This is a genomic window from Salipiger sp. ABN3_019 (genome assembly GCF_056158605.1).
Genome location: NZ_JBSWTP010000009.1, coordinates 2,512,490 through 2,526,059, shown reverse-complemented (window position 1 = coordinate 2,526,059; position 13,570 = coordinate 2,512,490). Strand labels below are relative to the sequence as shown.

At 66.9% G+C, this 13,570-nt stretch carries 15 protein-coding genes; all 15 read left to right on the top strand.

Annotated elements, in window-relative coordinates:
* The first annotated feature begins 2 nt into the window (after positions 1-2).
* The 15 genes from ACXAD2_RS20360 to ACXAD2_RS20290 all read left to right on the top strand — a co-directional run bounded on the left by ACXAD2_RS20360 (position 3) and on the right by ACXAD2_RS20290 (position 13,570).
* On the top strand, positions 3-1,562 hold the full coding sequence (locus ACXAD2_RS20360; RefSeq protein WP_475174981.1) for an AMP-binding protein: 1,560 nt from the start codon (positions 3-5) through the stop codon (positions 1,560-1,562).
* Positions 1,559-3,163, top strand: a complete 1,605-nt coding sequence (locus tag ACXAD2_RS20355; protein ID WP_475173781.1) for a carboxyl transferase domain-containing protein — start codon at positions 1,559-1,561, stop codon at positions 3,161-3,163. Before ACXAD2_RS20360 ends, ACXAD2_RS20355 begins: the two co-directional genes overlap by 4 nt.
* 192 nt (positions 3,164-3,355) lie before the next feature.
* Complete coding sequence (locus ACXAD2_RS20350; protein WP_475173776.1) at positions 3,356-5,296, top strand: acetyl/propionyl/methylcrotonyl-CoA carboxylase subunit alpha; 1,941 nt, start codon at positions 3,356-3,358, stop codon at positions 5,294-5,296.
* Positions 5,293-5,955: a glutathione S-transferase family protein gene (locus ACXAD2_RS20345; protein WP_475173772.1), complete on the top strand. Its 663-nt coding sequence runs from the start codon at positions 5,293-5,295 to the stop codon at positions 5,953-5,955. The genes ACXAD2_RS20350 and ACXAD2_RS20345 overlap by 4 nt, the downstream gene beginning before the upstream one ends.
* Positions 5,956-6,021: 66 nt before the next feature.
* Positions 6,022-6,876 (top strand): hydroxymethylglutaryl-CoA lyase, encoded by an 855-nt coding sequence (locus tag ACXAD2_RS20340; RefSeq protein ID WP_475173766.1) that lies wholly within the window; start codon positions 6,022-6,024, stop codon positions 6,874-6,876.
* A gap of 12 nt (positions 6,877-6,888) precedes the next feature.
* Entirely contained in the window at positions 6,889-7,020 is a 132-nt protein-coding gene (locus ACXAD2_RS20335) for a hypothetical protein (protein WP_475173763.1), read from the top strand.
* A 1-nt stretch (position 7,021) separates the two neighbouring features.
* Positions 7,022-7,813, top strand: coding sequence for a crotonase/enoyl-CoA hydratase family protein (locus ACXAD2_RS20330; RefSeq protein ID WP_475173760.1), 792 nt, complete (start codon positions 7,022-7,024; stop codon positions 7,811-7,813).
* A 390-nt stretch (positions 7,814-8,203) separates the two neighbouring features.
* Complete coding sequence (locus ACXAD2_RS20325) at positions 8,204-8,569, top strand: NADH-quinone oxidoreductase subunit A (RefSeq protein ID WP_066100865.1); 366 nt, start codon at positions 8,204-8,206, stop codon at positions 8,567-8,569.
* On the top strand, positions 8,560-9,093 hold the full coding sequence (locus tag ACXAD2_RS20320; protein ID WP_066100862.1) for a NuoB/complex I 20 kDa subunit family protein: 534 nt from the start codon (positions 8,560-8,562) through the stop codon (positions 9,091-9,093). Before ACXAD2_RS20325 ends, ACXAD2_RS20320 begins: the two co-directional genes overlap by 10 nt.
* Positions 9,094-9,112: 19 nt before the next feature.
* The gene (locus tag ACXAD2_RS20315) at positions 9,113-9,724 is read left to right on the top strand and encodes an NADH-quinone oxidoreductase subunit C (protein ID WP_066100858.1); all 612 of its coding nucleotides are present in this window, start codon (positions 9,113-9,115) and stop codon (positions 9,722-9,724) included.
* Positions 9,724-10,944, top strand: a complete 1,221-nt coding sequence (locus ACXAD2_RS20310; RefSeq protein WP_066100855.1) for an NADH-quinone oxidoreductase subunit D — start codon at positions 9,724-9,726, stop codon at positions 10,942-10,944. The genes ACXAD2_RS20315 and ACXAD2_RS20310 overlap by 1 nt, the downstream gene beginning before the upstream one ends.
* Positions 10,941-11,273, top strand: coding sequence for a hypothetical protein (locus ACXAD2_RS20305; protein ID WP_224902812.1), 333 nt, complete (start codon positions 10,941-10,943; stop codon positions 11,271-11,273). Before ACXAD2_RS20310 ends, ACXAD2_RS20305 begins: the two co-directional genes overlap by 4 nt.
* 90 nt (positions 11,274-11,363) lie before the next feature.
* Positions 11,364-12,524, top strand: a complete 1,161-nt coding sequence (locus tag ACXAD2_RS20300) for an NADH-quinone oxidoreductase subunit E (protein ID WP_475173753.1) — start codon at positions 11,364-11,366, stop codon at positions 12,522-12,524.
* Positions 12,525-12,552: 28 nt separating this feature from the next.
* Positions 12,553-13,272, top strand: coding sequence for an endonuclease (locus ACXAD2_RS20295; protein WP_475173750.1), 720 nt, complete (start codon positions 12,553-12,555; stop codon positions 13,270-13,272).
* A gap of 67 nt (positions 13,273-13,339) precedes the next feature.
* Positions 13,340-13,570, top strand: coding sequence for a DUF5337 domain-containing protein (locus tag ACXAD2_RS20290; RefSeq protein WP_164179059.1), 231 nt, complete (start codon positions 13,340-13,342; stop codon positions 13,568-13,570).

Genomic DNA, 13,570 nt, shown 5'->3' with positions numbered 1-13,570 from the left:
CGATGCTGCCGGATGGCACATATGACGAGATGCGGGCGCGCTTCGACTGGCGCTTTCCGCAGCGGCTGAACATGGCGGCGCAGGTCTGTGACGACTGGGCGGCGCTGCATCCCGAGCGCATCGCCATTCTCGACCATGGCCGCGGGCCCGTGACCTATGGCGCATTGGCGCTGCTGTCGCGGCGGGCGCAGGCGGCGCTCGAGGCGCGCGGCGTGGCGCGCGGCGACCGGGTGGGCGTGCTGCTCTCGCAATCGCCGCTCTGCGCCGCCGCCCATATCGCCGCCTGGCGCATGGGGGCGATCTCTGTGCCGCTGTTCAAGCTCTTCCGCGAAGATGCGTTGCGCTCGCGCCTTGGCGACAGCGGCGCGCAGGTGGTGGTGACCGATGAAGAGGGGGCCGGGATGCTCGCGCCCTTCGACCTCAGCGTCATCACCGAATTGCCCGCGGAGCCTTCTACAAGCGCCATCGCCGACACCGGTCCCGAAGACCCGGCGATCATCATCTACACCAGCGGCACCACCGGCAAACCCAAGGGCGCGCTGCATGGGCACCGCGTTCTCATGGGCCATTTGCCAGGCGTCGAGATGAGCCATGACCGGCTCGGACAGCCGGGCGACGTGCTCTGGACCCCGGCGGATTGGGCATGGATCGGCGGGCTCTTCGATGTGGCCATGCCCGCGCTGGCGCTCGGCGTGCCCGTGGTGGCCGCGCGGATGGCCAAATTCGACGTCACGGAATGCACGAATATCTGCGCGGAACATGCTGTTCAGAATGTGTTTTTCCCTCCTACGGCTCTGCGCATGCTAAAGGCGGCAGACGCGCGCATCCCCGGCCTGCGCTCGGTCGCCAGCGGTGGCGAGCCGCTTGGGGCAGAGATGCTGGCATGGGGGCGCGAGGCCTTCGGGCTGACGATCAACGAGTTCTATGGCCAGACCGAATGCAACATGGTGGCCAGCTCGGCGGGCACGCTTTTCGCGCCGCGTCCGGGCTGCATCGGCAAGCCGGTGCCGGGCCATGAGATCGCGGTGATCAACTTTGAGGGCAAGCCGGTGACGGGCGAAGGCGATGTGGCGATCCGCCGGGGATCGGGTTCTATGCTATTGGAATATTGGAAGAACCCTCAGGCGACGGCAGACAAGTTCCGCGGCGAGTGGTTGCTCACCGGCGATCGGGGCATCTGGGAGGGCGAGTACCTGCGCTTTCTTGGGCGCGAGGACGACGTGATCTCTTCGGCGGGCTACCGCATCGGCCCGGCGGAGATCGAGGATTGCCTGATCACCCATCCCGCGGTGCTGACCGTCGGCGTGGTGGGCAAGCCCGATCCGCTGCGCACCGAGATCGTGAAGGCCTATGTCGTGCTCAAAACGGGCGCTGAGGCAGGCGCGGAGGATCTGAAGGCATGGGTCAAGGAACGTCTGGCAACCTATTCTTGCCCAAGAGAAATCTCGTTTCTTGAGGATCTGCCCATGACGGTCACCGGCAAGGTGATCCGCAAGGAACTTAAGGCCCGTGCCAGCGCCGAAGCCAAGGCCGAGCACGCGAAGGTTCAGGAGGACACATGAAACTGCAGTCACAGGCCATCCCGTCCTCCGAGACGTTCCGCGCCAACCGTGCGGGCCATCTCGAGGCGCTGCGGATCATCGATGAGGCCGCCGCGCAGGCGGCGGCGGGCGGCGGGCAAAAGGCGCGCGAGCGTCATGTGTCGCGCGGCAAGATGCTGCCCCGCGAGCGCGTCGCCAACCTGCTCGATCCGGGCTCGCCCTTCCTCGAGGTCGGCGCGACGGCGGCGCATGGCATGTACGGCAGTGCCGCGCCCTGCGCCGGGGTGATCGCTGGGATCGGCCGGGTCATGGGCCGCGAGGTCATGGTGGTCTGCAACGACGCCACGGTGAAAGGCGGCACCTACTACCCGATGACCGTCAAGAAGCACCTGCGCGCGCAGGAGATCGCGGAAGAGAACCACCTTCCTTGCGTCTACCTCGTCGACAGTGGCGGGGCGAACTTGCCCAATCAGGACGAGGTTTTTCCCGACCGCGACCACTTCGGGCGCATCTTCTACAATCAGGCGCGGATGAGCGCCAAGAACATCCCGCAGATCGCCGTGGTCATGGGCTCTTGCACCGCGGGCGGGGCCTATGTGCCCGCCATGTCCGATGTGACCATCATCGTGAAGGAGCAGGGCACGATCTTCCTTGCCGGTCCGCCGCTGGTGAAAGCGGCGACGGGCGAGGTGGTCACCGCCGAGGATCTCGGCGGCGGCGACGTGCACACAAGGCTTTCCGGCGTGGCGGATTATCTGGCCGAGGATGACGCCCACGCGCTGGCGCTGGCACGTCGCGCGGTGGGCGGGCTGAACCGGGTCAAACCCTCTGGCGTGGAGTGGCAGTCGCCCGAAGCGCCCGCCTATGACCCCGAAGAAATCCTCGGCGTCGTGCCCGCCGATCTGCGCACGCCCTACGACATCCGCGAGGTCATTGCCCGGCTGGTCGACGGCTCGCGCTTCGACGAGTTCAAACCGCGCTACGGCGAGACGCTGGTCACCGGCTTTGCCCATGTGGAGGGCTGCCCCGTCGGGATCATCGCCAACAACGGCGTGCTCTTTTCCGAGGCCGCGCAGAAGGGCGCGCATTTCGTCGAGCTTTGCTCGCAGCGCGGCATCCCGCTGGTCTTCTTGCAGAATATCACCGGCTTCATGGTCGGGCGGAAGTACGAGAACGAGGGCATCGCCCGGCACGGCGCCAAGATGGTGACCGCGGTGGCGACCACCAACGTGCCCAAGATCACCATGCTGGTCGGCGGCTCCTTCGGGGCGGGCAACTACGGTATGGCGGGGCGGGCCTATCAGCCGCGGTTCCTGTGGAGCTGGCCCAACAGCCGCATCTCGGTGATGGGCGGTGCGCAGGCGGCGGGGGTGCTGGCGACGGTCAAGCGCGACGCCATCGAGCGCGGCGGCGGCAGCTGGTCGGAAGAGGAAGAGGCGGCCTTCAAGCAGCCGACCATCGACATGTTCGAAGAGCAGTCGCACCCGCTCTACGCCTCGGCCCGGCTCTGGGACGACGGCTGCGTCGACCCGCGCAAATCACGCGCCGTGCTGGCGCTGTCGCTGAGCGCCGCGCTGAACGCGCCGGTCGAGGAGACACGCTTTGGCGTGTTCCGGATGTGATGGGCGGGCTCGGTGATAGAGGGGGCTCTGCCCCCGCGCGCCAAAGGCGCGCAATGAGGGGGAATGGGGGCTCCGCCCCCGCGGGCCACAGGCCCGCAATCAGGAAAAATGGGGGCTCTGCCCCCGTCGCCTGCGGCGACTCCCCCGGGATATTTTTGTCTAGACGAAGCCGCGACGGGCTTGGAGGGCGTGATGTTTGACACTCTGTTGATTGCCAATAGGGGCGAGATTGCCTGCCGGGTCATGCGCAGCGCGCGGGCGCTCGGGCTGCGCACCGTCGCCGTCTATTCCGAGGCGGATACCGGCGCGCAGCATGTGGCCGAGGCCGATATGGCGGTCTCTATCGGCGGTGCGGCGCCTTCGGAGAGTTACCTGAAGGGCGAGCGGATCATCGAGGCGGCGCTGGCCACAGGGGCGGGGGCGATCCATCCGGGCTATGGGTTCCTCTCGGAGAACCCCGAGTTCGTCGAGGCGGTGGAGGCGGCGGGGCTGATCTTTGTCGGGCCCTCGGCGCGGGCGATCCGGGCCATGGGGCTGAAGGATGCGGCCAAGCGGCTGATGGATGAGGCCGGTGTGCCGGTGGTGCCGGGCTATCTTGGCGAGGACCAGAACCCGGCGCGGCTGGCGCGCGAGGCCGAGGCCATCGGCTATCCGGTGCTGATCAAGGCGGTCGCGGGTGGCGGCGGCAAGGGCATGCGGCTGGTCGAGAGCGCGGCAGACTTCGCAACTGCGCTGGAAGGGGCCAAGGCCGAGGCGCGCGGCGCCTTCGGCAATGAGGCGGTGCTGATCGAGAAGTTCATCACCGCGCCGCGCCACATCGAGGTGCAGGTCTTTGGCGATGGCGACAAAGCGGTGCATCTTTTCGAGCGCGACTGCTCGCTGCAGCGGCGGCATCAGAAGGTGATCGAGGAAGCCCCCGCGCCGGGTATGGGCGAGGAGATGCGCGCCGCCATGGGGGCCGCTGCCGTGCGCGCTGCCGAGGCGATCGGCTACAAGGGCGCGGGCACGGTGGAGTTCATCGTCGACGGATCGCAAGGGCTGCGGCCCGATGGCTTTTGGTTCATGGAGATGAACACCCGGCTGCAGGTCGAACACCCGGTGACCGAGGCGATCACCGGCGTCGACCTGGTGGAATGGCAACTGCGCGTGGCGGGCGGCGAGCCGTTGCCGCTGGCGCAGGAGGAGCTGTCGATCACCGGTCATGCCTTCGAGGCGCGGCTTTATGCCGAGGATGTGCCCGCGGGCTTCCTGCCCGCGACGGGGCGGCTTGCGCATCTGGAGTTTCCGCCGAGCCTGCGCTCTGACAGCGGCGTGCGGTCGGGCGATGTGATCTCGCCGCATTACGATCCGATGATCGCCAAGCTGATCGTGCACGGGCCAAGCCGCGCGGCGGCGCTGCGCAAGCTGGCGCAGGGGCTGCGGCAGACGCGGGTGGCCGGGACGGTGACCAACCTTGGCTTCCTTGGGGCGCTGGCCGAGCATCCGGGCTTTGCCGCCGGAGAGGTGGACACCGGGCTCATCGGGCGCGACCTTGAGGCGCTGGTGGCCGAGCCGGACCTGGCGGCTCAGGTGGTCGCCGAGGCGTCGCTGGTGCTGGCGGGGCTGGATGGTGCGTCGGGCTGGGAGAGCGGCTTCACGCTTTGGGCGCCGCTGGCGCGGTCGTTGCTGTTGCGGCACGAGGGGGAGGAACTGCCCTGTGTGCTGCGCGCCAAGGGGCCCGATCTGGTGGAGATCGACGTGCCGGGCGCGACCGTGCTGGCCGAGCGTTTCGGCGGGCGCTGGCGCTTTGACGGGCGCCCTGCGGCGGGTCATTTTCGTGAGGATGGCCATGTGACGGTCTTTGCCCATTATGGCCTGCGCTTCGAGCTGATCGACCCGCTGGCGCGGGCGGCGGACGCCGGTGCGGGGGGCAATCTGGTGGAGGCACCAATGCCGGGCAAGGTGGTCGCGGTCTTTGCCGAGGCGGGGGCGCAGGTCACCGCTGGCGACCGGCTGGCGCTGCTCGAAGCGATGAAGATGGAGCACACGCTGCGCGCTTCGCGCGATGGCACCGTGGCAGAGGTGCTGGTCGAGGCGGGCGCGCAGGTCGAGGCCGGGGCCGCGCTGATCCGGCTCGAAGAGGAAGAGGCATGATCCGTCTGCACCATGTGCCGCAGTCGCGCTCGATGCGGGTGCTGTGGCTGCTCGAAGAGCTGGGTCTGCCCTATGAGCTGCTGACCGAGCGGTTCGACAAGTCATTGCGGCGCGAGGCGTATCTGACGCGCTCGCCCGCGGGGCGGGTGCCGGCGCTGGAGATCGGCGGCGAGACCATGTTCGAGTCCGGCGCCATCCTCGAGTATCTGTGCGAGCTTTACCCAGGCAGCGGGCTCGGGCGGCTGCGCGGCGATGCCGAGCGGCGCGACTTCCTCGTCTGGCTGCATTTTGCCGAAACCATGAGCCATCACGGCGCGGCGCTCACCCAGCAACATCTTATGCTGCGCGAGGACGCCATGCGCTCGCCGATCATCATGCAGCTGGAGGCGGCGCGACTGGGCAAATGTTTCGAGGCGATCGAGGCGCGGCTGGCGCAGAGCGGGGACCATCTGCTGCAGGGCTTTTCGGCGGCGGATATCGCGGTGGGGCAGGCGGTCTACATCGGGCGGCATTTCCGCAGCACCGAGGGGCTGGCGCATCTGCAGGGCTGGTACGGGCGGATCACCGCGCGCGAGGCGTTTCAACGCGCGTTGCCGGGCGAAGGGGAGCGGCTGTATCGGCGTGATTTCTATCCGGCGTGGGATCTGCCGGCGGTCTGAGCGGCGCATCGCCCTTGGGCGGGCGCGGGGCCATGCGTATTTGGCGAAGAGAAGAAGGGGCGCAGGATGGGTGAATTCGTCGAGATCTTCGAGGTCGGGCCGCGTGACGGGCTGCAGAACGAAGCGCGGATGATCCCGGCGGAGGAGAAGATCGCGCTGGTCGATTGTCTCAGCCGGGCGGGCTTCCGGCGCATCGAATGCGCCAGTTTCGTCAGCCCCAAATGGGTGCCGCAGATGGCGACCTCGGCCGAGGTGATGGCCGGGATCAGCCGCGCGCCGGGCGTGTCCTATGCGGCGTTGACACCCAATATGAAGGGGCTGGAGGCGGCTCTGGCGGCGCAGGTGGACGAGGTGGCGATCTTCGGCTCGGCCTCCGAAGGGTTCAGCCGCGCCAATATCAACGCCTCCATCGCCGAGAGCCTCGAGCGCTTCCGCCCGGTGGCCGAGGCGGCGCGGCAGGCGGGGCTGCCGCTGCGCGGCTATGTCTCTTGCGTGGTGGAATGCCCCTACGATGGCGCGGTGGCGCCCGAGGCGGTGGCGCATGTGGCGCGGGCGCTGCATCACATGGGCTGCTATGAGATCTCGCTCGGCGACACCATCGGGCGCGGCACGCCCGAGGCGGTGCGCGCCATGCTCGCGGCGGTGTCGGATGTGGTGCCGCCAGCCCAGCTTGCCGGGCATTTCCACGACACTGGCGGGCGGGCGCTCGACAATATCGAGGCGTCGCTGGCCATGGGGCTGCGGGTCTTTGACGCGGCGGTGGGCGGGCTCGGCGGCTGCCCCTATGCGCCGGGGGCTGCGGGCAATGTGGCGACCGAGGCGGTGGCGGAGCGGCTGGCGGCGCTGGGATATGAGACGGGCCTCGACCCGGCTGTGCTGACAGAGGCGGCGGCGCTGGCGCGCGCCATGCGCACGGGCTGAGTATGGCGGGGCTTGCGGGGCTGCCGCGTTGTCGAGCCGCGCGACGATACAGTTTGGCAGGGCGCCGATCTGCGGATCGACACCGCCCTTGCCGATCCCGAAGTGGCGGCGGCGCGGATCGCCGCGAAGATGGAGGATGCCTGAGATGGCCCTGATCGAGACCGAGATCGACGCGCGCGGCGTCGCCGAACTGCGGCTGAACCGGCCCGAAAAGCACAATGCGCTTTCGGCTGAGATGATGCGCGAGCTTGTGGCTGCGGCCGCGGGACTGGCGGCGGAGGAGAGCGTGCGCGTGGTGGTGCTGTGCGCCGAGGGGCCGACCTTCTGCGCGGGCGGTGATCTGGCGTGGATGCGGGCGCAGTTCGAGATGGACAGCGCCACGCGGCGCACGGAATCGCGGCGCATCGCCGAGGCGCTGGGGGCGCTGGCGGCGCTGCCGCAGCCGCTGATCGGGCGGGTGCAGGGCAATGCCTTTGGCGGCGGCATGGGGCTGATCTCGGTCTGCGACATGGTGGTCGGCGTCGAGGGCGCGAAATTCGGGTTCACCGAGACCCGGCTGGGGCTGCTTCCGGCCAACATTGGGCCCTATGTGATCGCCCGCATGGGCGGCGCGGCGGCGCGCGAAGTGTTTATGAACGCGAAGATTTTCGGCGCCGAGGAGGCGCGCCGCCTGAACCTGCTGAACCGGGTTGTCGCGCCGGAGGGTCTGGCGGCGGCGGTCGAGGCCGAGGTTACGCCCTATCTCGCCTGCGCGCCCGGTGCGGTGCGCGAGAGCAAGGCGCTGCTGAACGCGCTTGTGGGGCAGGTGAGCGCGGCGCAGGTGGATATGGCGATCGACGCGCTGGCGGCACGCTGGGAGACCGCCGAGGCGCAGGAGGGCATCGCTGCTTTCTTCGACAAGCGCCCGGCCCCATGGGGGGCCAAATCCGGACAATAAGCGTTGCGCGCGGCCTCCTGCGCTTCCATCACGGCGGCGCGACCGGCTGACAGCGCATGGCGCGGGCTGGCTGCCGAACGCCTAAGTCGACCGAAAAAACGGGCTGCCAGCCGGCTTCCTGCGTTTGGCGTTTTCTTTGGCGCTGCCGAGGGCCTGAATTTGCGTGTCCGCGCAGAATGTATGCAACGGTCGACGGAAAAAATGTCGAAACATCAGTGATTACCCTACGTAACTAGGGGTATCTCCATGAAATGACGAGATTTTCATCATTCGTGAATAACTTGGGCCGTTGTTGACCCGGACCGCACTCAGCGATAAGTCACTCACAGCAAGGCAACAAAGCCATGGTCTCCGCGCCGCTTGCGGTGCGCCTCGCAAAGGAGCCACATCTTGGACGAGATGCTGCGGGAATATCTTCCCATCCTCGTGTTCCTCGCCGTCGCCGTTGGCCTCGGTCTCGTGCTTATCCTTGCGGCCGTCGTGCTGGCGGTGCGCAGCCCTGACCCCGAAAAAGTCTCGGCATATGAATGCGGGTTCAACGCCTTCGATGATGCGCGGATGAAATTCGACGTCCGGTTCTATCTGGTGTCGATCCTGTTCATCATCTTCGATCTCGAGATCGCCTTCCTATTCCCCTGGGCCACCGCGTTCAAGGATGTGAGCATGGTCGGCTTCTGGTCGATGATGGTGTTCCTTGCGGTGCTGACCGCGGGCTTTGCCTACGAATGGAAGAAAGGGGCGCTCGAATGGGAGTGACGACCGGCCTCAATACCGCCGGGGGAGATCGCGAGGTTGCCACGCAGGCGCTGAACCGCGAGTTGCAGGACAAGGGCTTTCTGCTGACCTCCGTCGATGATGTGATCAACTGGGCCCGCACCGGCTCTCTGCATTGGATGACCTTCGGTCTGGCCTGCTGCGCGGTCGAGATGATGCAGACCTCGATGCCGCGCTACGACCTCGAGCGGTTCGGCACCGCGCCGCGCGCCTCGCCGCGCCAGTCGGACCTGATGATCGTTGCGGGCACGCTGACCAACAAGATGGCTCCGGCGCTGCGCAAGGTCTACGACCAGATGCCCGAGCCGCGCTATGTGATCTCGATGGGGTCCTGCGCCAACGGCGGCGGCTATTATCACTACAGCTATTCCGTGGTGCGCGGCTGCGACCGGGTTGTGCCCGTCGACGTCTATGTGCCCGGCTGCCCGCCAACGGCAGAGGCGCTGCTCTACGGGCTAATGGCGCTGCAGAAGAAAATCCGCCGCACCGGCACGATCGTGCGCTGAGCCTTCGCGGGAGGGGATCATGACCAAAGCACTGAACGAACTTGGCGCCCACATCGAGGTGAAACGCCCCGATTGCGTGGTGGCCTGGGACGTCACCCACGACGAGCTCAACGTCGACGTCGCGCCCGCCAACATCGGCGGGCTGGTGGAGTTTCTCCGCAGCGACCCGACCTGCCGCTTCTCGTCGCTGGTGGATATCACCGCGGTGGACTACCCGGATCGGCCCAAGCGGTTCGACGTGGTCTATCACCTGCTGTCGATGTACCAGAACCACCGCATCCGCCTGCGCGTCTCGGTGCGCGAGGATGAGATCGTACCCTCGATCACCTCGGTGCACCCCTCGGCCAACTGGCTGGAGCGCGAGGTGTTCGACATGTTCGGCATCCTGTTCTCGGGCCACCCGGACCTGCGCCGCATCCTCACCGACTATGGCTTCCGCGGCCATCCGCTGCGCAAGGACTTCCCGACCACGGGCTATGTCGAGGTGCGCTATGACGAAGAGCTGAAGCGCGTGGTCTATGAGCCGGTGAAACTGGTGCAGGAATACCGCCAGTTCGATTTCATGTCGCCGTGGGAAGGTGCGCAATACGTGCTGCCCGGCGATGAAAAGGCCGAGGAGGAGGCGAAGTGATGGACGGCTCCAAAGGTTTCGAAGACGCCCTGACGGGCGAGCAGAAGATCCGCAACTTCAACATCAACTTCGGTCCGCAGCACCCGGCGGCGCACGGCGTGCTGCGCCTCGTGCTGGAGCTTGACGGCGAGATCGTCGAGCGCTGCGATCCGCACATCGGCCTGCTGCACCGCGGCACCGAAAAGCTGATGGAAAGCCGCACCTACCTGCAGAACCTGCCGTATTTCGACCGGCTCGACTACGTTGGCACGATGAACCAGGAACACGCCTGGGTGCTGGCGATCGAAAAGCTCTGCAACGTCGAGGTGCCGCGCCGCGCGCAGCTGATCCGCGTGCTCTACTGCGAGATCGGGCGCATTCTGAACCACCTGCTGAACGTGACCACGCAGGCCATGGACGTGGGCGCGCTGACGCCGCCGCTCTGGGGCTTCGAGGAGCGCGAGAAGCTGATGATCTTCTACGAGCGGGCCTGTGGCGCGCGTCTGCACGCGGCCTACTTCCGGCCCGGCGGCGTTCACCAGGATTTGCCGCCCGAACTGATCGACGACATCGCCACCTGGTGCGAAGAGTTCCCCGCGCGTCTGCAGGACATCGACGATCTGCTGACCGAGAACCGCATCTTCAAGCAGCGCAACGCCGACATCGGCGTGGTGACCGAGCAAGACATCCAAGAGCATGGTTTCTCGGGTGTCATGGTGCGCGGGTCGGGCCTTGCATGGGACCTGCGCCGCGCGCAGCCTTATGAGTGCTACGACGAGTTCGAGTTCCAGATCCCCGTCGGCAAGAACGGCGATTGCTATGACCGCTACCTCGTCCGCATGGCCGAGATGCGCGAGAGCGTGAAGATCATGGTTCAGGCCTGCGAAAAGCTGAAGCTGCCCGAGAACCAGGGCGACGTTCTGGCGCGCGGCAAGATCACCCCGCCGAAGCGGTCCGAGATGAAAACCTCGATGGAGGCGCTCATCCACCACTTCAAACTCTACACCGAAGGGTTCCACGTGCCCGCGGGCGAGGTTTACGCCTGCGTCGAGGCGCCGAAGGGCGAGTTCGGTGTCTACCTCGTGGCCGATGGCAGCAACAAACCCTACCGCGCCAAGCTGCGCGCGCCGGGGTTTCTGCACCTGCAGGCCATGGACTACATTTGCAAAGGCCACCAGCTGGCCGACGTCGCGGCGATCCTCGGCTCGCTCGACATTGTTTTCGGAGAAGTTGACCGATGATCCGCATCACTGCCGCGCTGTCCGCGCTTGCTCTGCTCACCGCCTGCACCATGCCCCCGAAGGGCGTGGACGACATGCAACTCGCCGCATGGGACGAGGCCGTGGCCTCGATCGGCTGCGAGCTTTCGACCGAGAGCGACTATCTGCCCGTCGAACTGCAGACCGGCCTGAGCCGTGCGCAGGTGCAAGAGATCGCGTCCTACAAGGTGAAAACCGGCGTGGCCGAGCCCAATGCCACCGGCGGCGTGCGTCTGATCACCGGCGCCTGCACCCCGGCCGCACCGGCGCCCGAGGCTGACGTCATGGCCGAGGCTCCGGCAGCGGGCTGAGAGAGTAAAGAGCGGCGGGGCAGGCGCCCCGTCCTAACGCCGCGGCGGCCTCGCCCCCGGCCAATGATATGAACCGAAGGTCCGTTTGCCATGTTGCGCCGTCTTCATCACGAACAGCCCGAGAGCTTCGCTTTCACGCCCGCCAACCTTGAGTGGGCCGAGGCGCAGATCAGCAAGTATCCTGAGGGCCGTCAGGCCAGCGCCATCATCCCGCTGCTGTGGCGCGCGCAGGAGCAGGAGGGCTGGCTGAGCCGTCCGGCGATCGAGCATGTCGCCGACATGCTGGGCATGGCCTATATCCGCGCGCTCGAAGTCGCGACCTTCTACTTCATGTTCCAGCTGCAGCCGGTGGGTTCGGTGGCGCATGTGCAGATCTGCGGCACCACGTCGTGCATGATCTGCGGCGCGGGCGAGCTGATGGAGGTCTGCAAGGCCAAGATCGCCGCCAAGCCGCATGAGGTCTCGGCGGATGGAAAGTTCTCGTGGGAAGAGGTGGAATGCCTCGGTGCCTGCTCGAACGCCCCGATGGCGCAGATCGGCAAGGATTACTACGAAGATCTGACCGGCGAGAAACTGGCCGAGATCCTTGATGCCATGGCCGCCGGCGAGGTGCCGGTGCCGGGCCCGCAGAACGGCCGTTTCGGCTCGGAGCCGCTGGGCGGTCCGGTGGTGCTGACCGAAGGCAAGGACGAGGAGCAGAACGCTTCGGTCGCGCTGGCAACCTCGATTGGGGACACGGTGAAGCGCATCGACGGCACCGAGGTGCCGCTGCGCGCGCCGTGGCGTGACCGCTCGGACGAGAAGGGCGACGCAAAGCCCGACACCCATGCGCCCAAGCTCTCGGAGGGCGAGCCCGCAAATGCCACCGGCATCGACAAGCGCGAGGCTCCGGTCACTCCGGCGGGCGAGGTCAAATCCGATCCCGAACCCGCCGAGCCGAAGCCGCTGGACGCAGGCCGCAAGCCCGAGACGCTCTCGGCGCCGCTGGACGGCGGGGCTGACGATCTCAAGATGATCAAGGGCGTCGGGCCGAAGCTCGAAGAGCTGCTGCACCGCCTTGGGTTCTTCCACTTCGGCCAGATCGCCTCGTGGACCGAGGAAGAACTGGAGTGGGTCGATGCCAACCTCGAAGGCTTCAAGGGCCGGGCGTCGCGTGACGAGTGGGTTGCTCAGGCCAAGACACTGGCCGAAGGTGGCGAGACGGATTTCTCGACCCGTGTGAAGAAGGGCGAGGTCTACGACGACGAATAAGCAGGATGAGTTAGACAGGGAGTGAGAGATGACAGACGTGACGATGCAGGACGGATGCGCCCGCAAATGCTGGATAACGGCAGCCGTTTTTGGGCTCATCGTTGCGCTGTTCGCGCTTGGCGGCGGGAAAGGGTTCTTTGCGGCCATCGTGCTCGCGCTGATCACCGCCGGTCTGCTCGGCTCTCTGTTCACCTGGCTCTCCTGCGCGGCGGTGCCGCAGCTTAGCGAGCGCTCGCCGATGTCCTCGCTTGCCCCAGCGGTCGAGGGCGAGGTGCCGACGATGCCGGACACGGTGACCGCAGAGCCGGCCACGCTGATGACGTCGCAAGAAGTGCCGCCGGTCGAGGATGTGCCGGAGCCGGCACCTGCGGCGGCCACTGCACCGGAGCCTGCTCCGGCGCCGAAAGAAGAGACACCGGCGAAGCCGGAGACGGTCGCCCCCGCGGCGACTGAGGAGGAGGAAGCCCAACCCGAGGCGCTGGCGTCGCCGCGCGGAGGGGAGGCTGACAACCTCAAGGAAATCAAGGGCGTGGGCCCCAAGCTTGAATCGCTTCTGCACGAGCTTGGGATCTACCATTTCGACCAGATCGCTGGCTGGAGCGCCAGTGAAGTGGCGTGGATGGATCAGAACCTGAAAGGGTTCCGCGGCCGGGTCTCGCGTGATGATTGGATCGGGCAGGCCAAGACACTTGCGGCGGGCGGCGAGACCGAGTTCTCGAAGCGCGTCGAAGAGGGCGACGTCTACTGACGCGCCCAGAGGATGAGTGCCGCCGGACAGATCCGGCGGTGCGAACGGGAAGAGGACCGGACCGAAGATGAGCGACGAGGCACAGCACAGCCGGCAGGGGCGCATTATCGCGCTGGTGATCGCCGGAACCGGGCTGGCTTGGATCGCCGCGACGGTGGCGGGCGAGATGCTGGGCTGGACCCAGCGCATGAGGGCCTTCTTTGACCTTGCCGCTCTGGCCGGGTTCGGGACGGCGATCTGGATGATTTACGGGCTCTGGCGGTCGCGTCAGAAAGGCCGCCAGGAAGACAAGGACTGA

Bases quoted from the DNA above. Each gene is read 5' to 3' on its own strand.
- ACXAD2_RS20330 (WP_475173760.1), top strand. From the start codon at position 7,022: ATGGCCCTGATCGAGACCGAGATCGACGCGCGCGGCGTCGCCGAACTG.
- ACXAD2_RS20350 (WP_475173776.1), top strand. From the start codon at position 3,356: ATGTTTGACACTCTGTTGATTGCCAATAGGGGCGAGATTGCCTGCCGG.
- ACXAD2_RS20320 (WP_066100862.1), top strand. From the start codon at position 8,560: ATGGGAGTGACGACCGGCCTCAATACCGCCGGGGGAGATCGCGAGGTT.
- ACXAD2_RS20305 (WP_224902812.1), top strand. From the start codon at position 10,941: ATGATCCGCATCACTGCCGCGCTGTCCGCGCTTGCTCTGCTCACCGCC.
- ACXAD2_RS20340 (WP_475173766.1), top strand. From the start codon at position 6,022: ATGGGTGAATTCGTCGAGATCTTCGAGGTCGGGCCGCGTGACGGGCTG.
- ACXAD2_RS20295 (WP_475173750.1), top strand. From the start codon at position 12,553: ATGACAGACGTGACGATGCAGGACGGATGCGCCCGCAAATGCTGGATA.
- ACXAD2_RS20360 (WP_475174981.1), top strand. From the start codon at position 3: ATGCTGCCGGATGGCACATATGACGAGATGCGGGCGCGCTTCGACTGG.
- ACXAD2_RS20345 (WP_475173772.1), top strand. From the start codon at position 5,293: ATGATCCGTCTGCACCATGTGCCGCAGTCGCGCTCGATGCGGGTGCTG.
- ACXAD2_RS20315 (WP_066100858.1), top strand. From the start codon at position 9,113: ATGACCAAAGCACTGAACGAACTTGGCGCCCACATCGAGGTGAAACGC.
- ACXAD2_RS20310 (WP_066100855.1), top strand. From the start codon at position 9,724: ATGGACGGCTCCAAAGGTTTCGAAGACGCCCTGACGGGCGAGCAGAAG.
- ACXAD2_RS20300 (WP_475173753.1), top strand. From the start codon at position 11,364: ATGTTGCGCCGTCTTCATCACGAACAGCCCGAGAGCTTCGCTTTCACG.
- ACXAD2_RS20355 (WP_475173781.1), top strand. From the start codon at position 1,559: ATGAAACTGCAGTCACAGGCCATCCCGTCCTCCGAGACGTTCCGCGCC.
- ACXAD2_RS20290 (WP_164179059.1), top strand. From the start codon at position 13,340: ATGAGCGACGAGGCACAGCACAGCCGGCAGGGGCGCATTATCGCGCTG.